Below are 7,750 nucleotides of genomic sequence, written 5' to 3'. Positions count from 1 at the left end.
GGCGAATGCAATTTGTTCTTCTGTAAACTTCGATTTCTTCATGACAAAACCTCTTTTCTTTGGTTAATTTTGCCAGATTTTTCTAATTTATAGTGGTACTGTTTTTAGGGGAAAGGTCACTAATTGATTTACTTTCACTTTTACATCTTTTAGTTTTTTAAATGACTCAAAATGACTTCTGATCCAACAAATTAATCGTTCCGTCTGAATCGAAATCCTCCATTGGTGCTTTCGCTATCAGAACCTCTTTGATCCATTGCTCAAGTGCATTGGCTTGGATTACACCATGATAGTTTCCATTTAACCTAAAGAACTCACCATAAAATTCAACACTGTCAGTTATTTCTTCATATATAGGCGCATCCAACCCAAAATGAACTGACTGTACAGAAGCCAATACATCAAATACCTTGAAATTGATCGAATCTTCAAAACCATTGTTGAAAATTATATCAGTGTGGGTGATGTGGAATGATTGCACCATAGACACATCTGCACCACCATTTTCTGTGCCTTCATCATCTTGTAAGACTACATCAATTAAGGCTGAACCATAATTTCCGGTAAAGTGTACAGACAACACGCTGTTGTTATCGATATCAATACCTGCAATGATGGCATTGCTGTCAGATTGAACTGTCACTATATAATCTTTGATAGATTGGCTGGACTCATTAGCTGGGCCCAGCACGATGTTTTCTGTAAAACCATTAATGATCAATGGATTATCATTTACGTTAAACAAATTAACAACCACGTCACTCATGACATTGAAAGTGGGTGCATCATTCACAGATGTGATGCCGATTACTAAAAAGGCTTCTACTGATTGCACGCCATCAGTCACCTCAAACTCGTAAAAAGCCGTACCAAAAGCATCAGGGGCTGGCACATAGGTGAAGGTTCCATTGGTATTTAGGGTCAATGATCCACCAATGCCGTTCATGGTGTAAGTTCCTGGGTTCAGCACTTCTAAGCTATCATTATCCAGATCGAAGTCATTGGCTAAAGTACCATCATCACTGATGTCACCGGTTACTGTTCCATCCGGATCTGTGGTCATATAATTGGTATCTTCTAAACCTTGGTACACATCAATTTCAGTATCTGGCTCAGTGTTACAGTCAACAACCACATCAGTCACATCATTAATCCCAACTATGCCACTTTCATTGCTTAACAAACAAGTTTGATTGGGCAAATTTAAGAGTCCTGAAACGGAATAGCCTTCGCCACTTAAAACTGGAGTCACAAAGTTAAACAGACCGTCTTGATCAAGGAACAAAACTTCACTGTCATTATTTACCAGAGTCAGGGTATTACCTGGAGCTAAACCTTGCACCTCGCCGCCAATCAAAGGACTTAATTCAAATGCATAAACAGCGCCAGACAAATCTTCCTGAGGTGCGCCTACGATTAAGGTTGATCCATCTCTTGCCATTGCTGTTCCGAAATTATCATCCTCGCCTGTGTTTGATGCTTTGATAAACGCATTGGATTGCCATGAATTATTTTCAAATTGATAAGCAAAGACTGCACCAGATGATGGTGCTGAGGTGTCATCTGGGTTACCGCCTATGCCCACTGACCCGCTGTTATTGTTGGCATCGCCTAGTAATAACGAGTTACCCTCTATGACCACCGAAGTGGTAAATTGAATTTGTGGATTTTCAATAATGGCTTGCTCTGACCAGACATTAACGTTACGGACAAAAACAGCAGCATTGAACCCACCAACCCCTGAATTAAAATACCTTGAACCAATCACCAAAGTATCATTCGACATATCCATTGCAAGACCAAATTCTTTGGGCGTTTGAGAAGGTTTTATATAAGCTTGTTGTGACCATGTGGTCCCTGTTCGGGTAAATACATAAGCCGCACCAGAGTCTGGGACACTGTTATCGCTTTGGTCGCTGTTAATGCCGGTTGCTCCACTGGCTTCATAAGGCGCACTGACTATTAAGGTGTCTCCATCTAGTATCACAGTAAATCCAAAAGCATCACCTTCACCTGTGTTGGAGGCCTTGATGTATGCCTGCTGGTTCCAAGTACCATTGTCTTCGACAAAGACATACACAGCTCCTGAAGCAACAGCTGTGTTATTCACATCAGATTGATTACCATTCACACCAGTTGAAGCACTGTCCTCTTGTATGGCTGATACTGCAATTGTTGAACCAGAAATCGCCACTGACCACCCAAAAAGATCAAAGTTTTCTGAATTGGAAGCTGTCAGTATCGCTGATTCTGACCATACACCGTTAGAACGCGTAAACACATACGCCGTTTCTTCACTAAATCCAGTGCCAACTGCCAAAGTGTCGCCCTCGATGGCTACAGAATGACCAAACTGTTCGTTTTGAATTGGGTTTGATGACTTCAAGTAAGCTTGTTGAAGCCAATCATTGCCATTTTTAACAAAAACATAAACGGCACCCGCATCAGGAGCAGAGTTGTCTAAAGTGCCAGAGCCATCACCATCTTCATTCATTGCTCCAACAACCAGAGTATCTCCAGATATCGCTACGGCATTACCAAAATTATCTCCAGAATCTGAATTACTGGCTTTGATTAAATGAGATTGTACGAACTGAGGGTCTATGGTCAGTGGGTAAATTGCTTTTTGATCATCAACTTTCAGCTTAACATTTTGACCGACCAATTCCATTTCAGCTGGTAATATTTGTCCTGTAGTATCCCATACTTTGAGTTTTTTATAATGGATACGGATATCCGAGCCATCTGTAAATATCAGTTGGTTACCTTGTTGAACCAAAGCCAAATTCGTGTCCACTTTTATGCTCAACTGTAATGGCTCACTGGTCACATTTAAATCAGGCCGTTGTTTGAGTTCAAACCATTGCTCAGTACTGCTGGGTGTATTGGTCCAATATTCGGTCAGATTGTTGTTCCAATGGTAATTCAATTTTTTATCATTGAAACTGATGGCATATGGTTTATTGGGGACATGATTCAATTCACTGTAACCCAAAGCCTCTAATTGCATGCCAATGTGAAATTGCTGTTGTTCATCAGTAGAGGAAAGTACTGTCTGACCATCGACCCCATATTTGATATTCCAGCCTTGTTTGTCGTTAGTAGCTGCCCAACCTTTCAGACCATTATTAACAGCCTCGTATTTTGTTTGATCATGATGACTTGATTGGGTTAAGCCTATTTGGCTTTGATTAGCTATTGAAGCACTTACAATGTCTTGGCCTAAAAATTGAACTACAAAACAAATAATAATAAATCTCACACACAAACTCCGCTAAAATTAACATTCGATTATTGACAACTTCATCAACGAAGTATGAAGTGACTATTCTAAATGTTATAATAATCTTAAAAAAATACAATCAAAATCATCAAAACACACCTGTGTATTCTCCTGTCTGAAGATTTAGAAACTTTCTTTTTAAAAAGGGTTTTACCCCGTTTTCACCGACGATTTAGAAAAGTTAGTTTGTTGATCTGATTTTTCATCCAGTTTACGTCTTTTCCTCAAATTGTAAAAGCGTTCAATATAATCAAAGACACACCTCCCCTTCTGCTTCATCACCCGTCATCCCGAACCCTGTATCTTTACCAAAAAAACACTCACCGTTACCAACCCTCTGAACGGGTAAATTCTTAATCCAGAAACCCTTTGCTTGCTTGCATTCCAACTCAAAAAATGTCAGTAGACAAGTACTGTCAAAATAACGCGGACAGGCACTCCCTAAGAAATATCATACAGTCACTTCAGACAATGGCCACAGCTTAATTTGCCTCAGTATTTCAAAATCATGGTTTTAATACGGAGAAAACCATGGGACTGGCAAGGAAACATCAGATTTGTGTCTCAGAAACACCTTATTACCACATCGTCTCCAGATGCGTCCGCAGAGCCTTCTTGTGTGGCGACGATCATTCATCTGCGAGATCATTTGAACATCGAAGAAAATGGGTGGTTCAAAGGATGAAATTTCTCGCTCATGTGTTCAGCATAGACATCTGTGCCTATGCAGTGATGTCGAATAAATAACGCGGACAGGCACTCCCTAAGAAATATCATACAGTCACTTCAGACAATGGCCACAGCTTAATTTGCCTCAGTATTTCAAAATCATGGTTTTAATACGGAGAAAACCATGGGACTGGCAAGGAAACATCAGATTTGTGTCTCAGAAACACCTTATTACCACATCGTCTCCAGATGCGTCCGCAGAGCCTTCTTGTGTGGCGACGATCATTCATCTGGGAGATCATTTGAACATCGAAGAAAATGGGTGGTTCAAAGGATGAAATTTCTCGCTCATGTGTTCAGCATAGACATCTGTGCCTATGCAGTGATGTCGAATCACTTTCATATCGTTTTGAAGATCAATAACAACAAAGACTGGACGGATAAACGTGTACTCATGGCCTGGGCTGGTTTGTTTGATTTACCAGGACCCTGTGAACCCTACCTGAGGGGTGAGCACTTGAGCAAACCACAATTGGATTTCGTGATTCAAAAAGCGGATGTTTATCGCAAGCGACTACGATCCATTTCATGGTTTATGAAAGCACTCAATGAATACATCGCTCGCAGAGCCAATATAGAGGACGGATGTACCGGTCACTTTTGGGAATCTCGGTTCAAAAGCCAAGCATTATTGGACGAAAGGTCCTTGCTGACATGCATGACTTACGTAGATTTGAACCCAATCAGGGCAGCCATGGCAAGGACCCCTGAAGAATCAGATTACACATCCATCCAGGAAAGAATCAAAGACAAAAACACCAGGCTGATCGGCTTTAGTCATAATGAAAATGACCTGCCATTTTCACTCTCAGGATACCTGGATCTGGTCGATTATTCTGGCAGAGCAATACTGGAAACCAAACGCGGATACATTCCAGAAAACCTGCCTCCTATCCTTGATCGATTGGGCCTCGATCCAGATACCTGGCTCGATGAGCTTAAGGGCTTTAAATCAATCGGATTTTCAGCAGTCGGCACAGTGGATCAGCTCAAAAATTTCTGTCAGAAAGTCGGTAAGAAATTCGCTGTGGGTCACCGATTAAAACCGGCTCTGGAATAGCCAACCATCCTTCATAACAACTCTGCAAATTCTGTTTGCCACCGTCCCACTCATTTCCAATCAGGCCATTTGGGTGCCATTCATAGCGTTTGATGTTTCAAGCCTGAACAAGACCTCTAAACCACGTCAATTTTCTGATCTTCCACAAAAAAACCAGCATAATCACTCAAGCTGGTCTCTCTGGAAAGTGCCTGTCCCGTTGTTTTATTCCACAAAAAAACCAGCATAATCACTCAAGCTGGTCTCTCTGGAAAGTGCCTGTCCCGTTGTTTTACAATTTTCGAAAGTAATGGGAAAATTTTATTCAAAACCTATCTATCAAACTAACACTAAAGTTTTCACGCCATCAAACGACTTTCAATCTGTCCTCACATTTATATGACGTAATCCACAAGATTTTGGGTTGTGCGCCTGTATACCTGCTTCAGTCAACTCTTCATACAAGAACAAAGCAGCCAACTCCAACCCTTCACCTTCATGCTTAGACAGCGAAAATCGATTTAAATACCGAGGGTTTAGGCTCAATTCCCAAGCTTCAGTAAAACTCATGTTTTTAAGCAAACATTCCTGATACGTCTGAAATGACTCTCTTTTCACACCTATATCTTTGGCTAATTGTATATTCCCATTCAGTTCTGCGACTTGCATTGCAAGGTCATACCCAATTATGGCCACCAAATTGGTGTTACTGTTTTCGATTAATGTGTTGGCAATTTTTGTACAATATTCGTACAATTTTTCATTATTACAGGTTTTAATCAAAGGATTAATGGGGCCAATATTGAACCATTCACTCATGCTAACCTTAGCTAACAAGCCAGCATGCAGTGTTAGATCATCAACCGGATTCTCAATTGTATAGATAGCCCGATGAAAAAACACATCTTGAATAATTTCAGGTCGTTGGTGATCATTCATGTATTCTTCTACAGCTATAGAAAATGATGATGATACTGGAAAATAACTTCGACTGTGATTTGATTCGCTCATGGTTCTAACAATATCAATAACCAGGTTAAAATCATCTTCATCTGCTGCATCCTGCAAGGCAAATAAATGTGAATTGATGTTTTCTACATCTTTATCATACAGTTTCTCATCCAATTCTTCTGTATTGCATTTCATTACTTCCGAGTCTTGTTCACAAAGTGAACGCAACAACAATAAAGAAGCTACAGATAACCCATCATCATGAAATGCTTTTTCAATTAATTCTTTGGCTTGAATTTGATTCCAAACTGGTTTATTGTCCCTTGGATCAATTTGCTCTTCATAATAAAAGTTCAAAGCGTTTAAACCCTTAATAGCAACATTCAAATCGTCATGTGTCATCAATGCCTTAAACAAGCCTATTACCCATAGACCTTCTTCATCAACTGGTTGATCTTTCGATAATTCAGACCAATCAACTTCCAATTCGTCTAACATTGAAAAAAACGACCAATCAAAATCATCTTCTACCGCCTTGGAGGCTACTGAACCATTTGAGTCATCAGACAAATTACACGACTCCATCGCTGCCACAGGTACGCTCAATAAAACAAAAACGAACATCCAAAGTTTCATAGGCTTCTCTCCATAGTTTGCTAGACATGTAATATTACGTGATACAAATATATATTTCATGTGCCATTTTACTTAATTCACAAAACGCCTAATGGTAAGGCCTAAAACTGTTATGAGTTATCTTATTTCCATGAAGAAAGTCATTTCTCGTTTCGTTTAACTCATAATAGAGTTTTTGAACTAAACTAATTTTTCTACTTCTCGCAATTTTGAACGAATTCCTGGTTATTGTGCTTTTTACATGCCAATAATATTCCCCAATTAGTTTAATAACTTTCCATTTATCAACTGGTCCCTGCCCTGGATGAGCTAATATTTCAAACGCGCTTATCCATAAACTTGTAGAAACTCCGTGATCATATATTGAATTATTATTTTTGTCTGGTATTGAACTAGCTTGATAAGCCATTTCAAGAGATCTAAATAACTTATTAATATCCAAATTTGTTTTTGCAGACTTTGTATACTTAGATAACCATATTTCATTCAAAAAATTAAGTAAATAACATGTTTTAAGGAGAATAAAATTACCTAAACCAGACAGAAAAGGTTTTGACTGAGCATTGAAGTTTTCAATATCAAGCAGGCCGTTTATATGAGGTGTGTCATACAAAATTTCATTGTTTATAGATGTAGTGAGTGGATAAAAATCAAAATGTTCAGAATGCAAAGGGTATGCTTGAAAAGGTCTTTGAAACCTATGTTCAAGCCCTTTCGTAATTACACTTATTGCTAAAATATTTCTAAACGAGACTAACGATTCTGTTGAATTGTATTTAAATTGTCGACTTTTTATTAGAATCGATGGTTTTATTTGATTAGAAAACTGGTCATGAAACTTATCAAGAAATTCACCAAGATTTTGATTCATACTAGTTATTTCATTAATCCTTTCATCATCTCGATTTACTATAGCTACAAACTTATTTTCGAATGGCTCAGATATTCTAATGTTAGGTAATATATAAATTATTTCCCACCTTTTACTGTTACTCATTCTCAAACGTCCGGACATTGAATTGTTGGACAAGATACAACAGTTGAAAGATGAGATTGTCCGCATATCACACGAACAAAAACCTGATTCAAAGCTCCACCGTTCCCTGATGGAC

General features: G+C 38.9%; 4 protein-coding genes. 1 reads left to right on the top strand and 3 read right to left on the bottom strand.

Going from position 1 to position 7,750, the window contains the following annotated elements:
* Positions 1-166 precede the first annotated feature (166 nt).
* A complete protein-coding gene (locus tag B0475_RS13290) occupies positions 167-3,262 on the bottom strand; it encodes an Ig-like domain-containing protein (RefSeq protein WP_157892953.1) in 3,096 nt (1,031 codons plus the stop codon).
* 1,024 nt (positions 3,263-4,286) lie between these two features.
* Here B0475_RS13290 and B0475_RS13285 point away from each other — a divergent pair.
* On the top strand, positions 4,287-5,072 hold the full coding sequence (locus B0475_RS13285; protein WP_232781888.1) for a transposase: 786 nt from the start codon (positions 4,287-4,289) through the stop codon (positions 5,070-5,072).
* A gap of 357 nt (positions 5,073-5,429) precedes the next feature.
* On the opposite strand, the gene B0475_RS13280 is transcribed toward B0475_RS13285, so the two are convergent.
* Together B0475_RS13280 and B0475_RS13275 are read right to left on the bottom strand one after the other, a co-directional pair.
* Positions 5,430-6,638, bottom strand: a complete 1,209-nt coding sequence (locus B0475_RS13280; RefSeq protein WP_157892952.1) for a hypothetical protein — start codon at positions 6,636-6,638, stop codon at positions 5,430-5,432.
* A gap of 88 nt (positions 6,639-6,726) precedes the next feature.
* A complete protein-coding gene (locus B0475_RS13275; RefSeq protein WP_077412351.1) occupies positions 6,727-7,635 on the bottom strand; it encodes a hypothetical protein in 909 nt (302 codons plus the stop codon).
* Positions 7,636-7,750 lie beyond the last annotated feature (115 nt).

The sequence above is a fragment of the Marinicella sediminis genome, from assembly GCF_002000055.1.
GTDB classification, from domain to species: Bacteria; Pseudomonadota; Gammaproteobacteria; order Xanthomonadales; family Marinicellaceae; genus Marinicella; species Marinicella sediminis.
The sequence above is the reverse complement of the archived record's forward strand: the minus strand, read 5'-3'. Positions and strand labels throughout refer to the sequence as shown.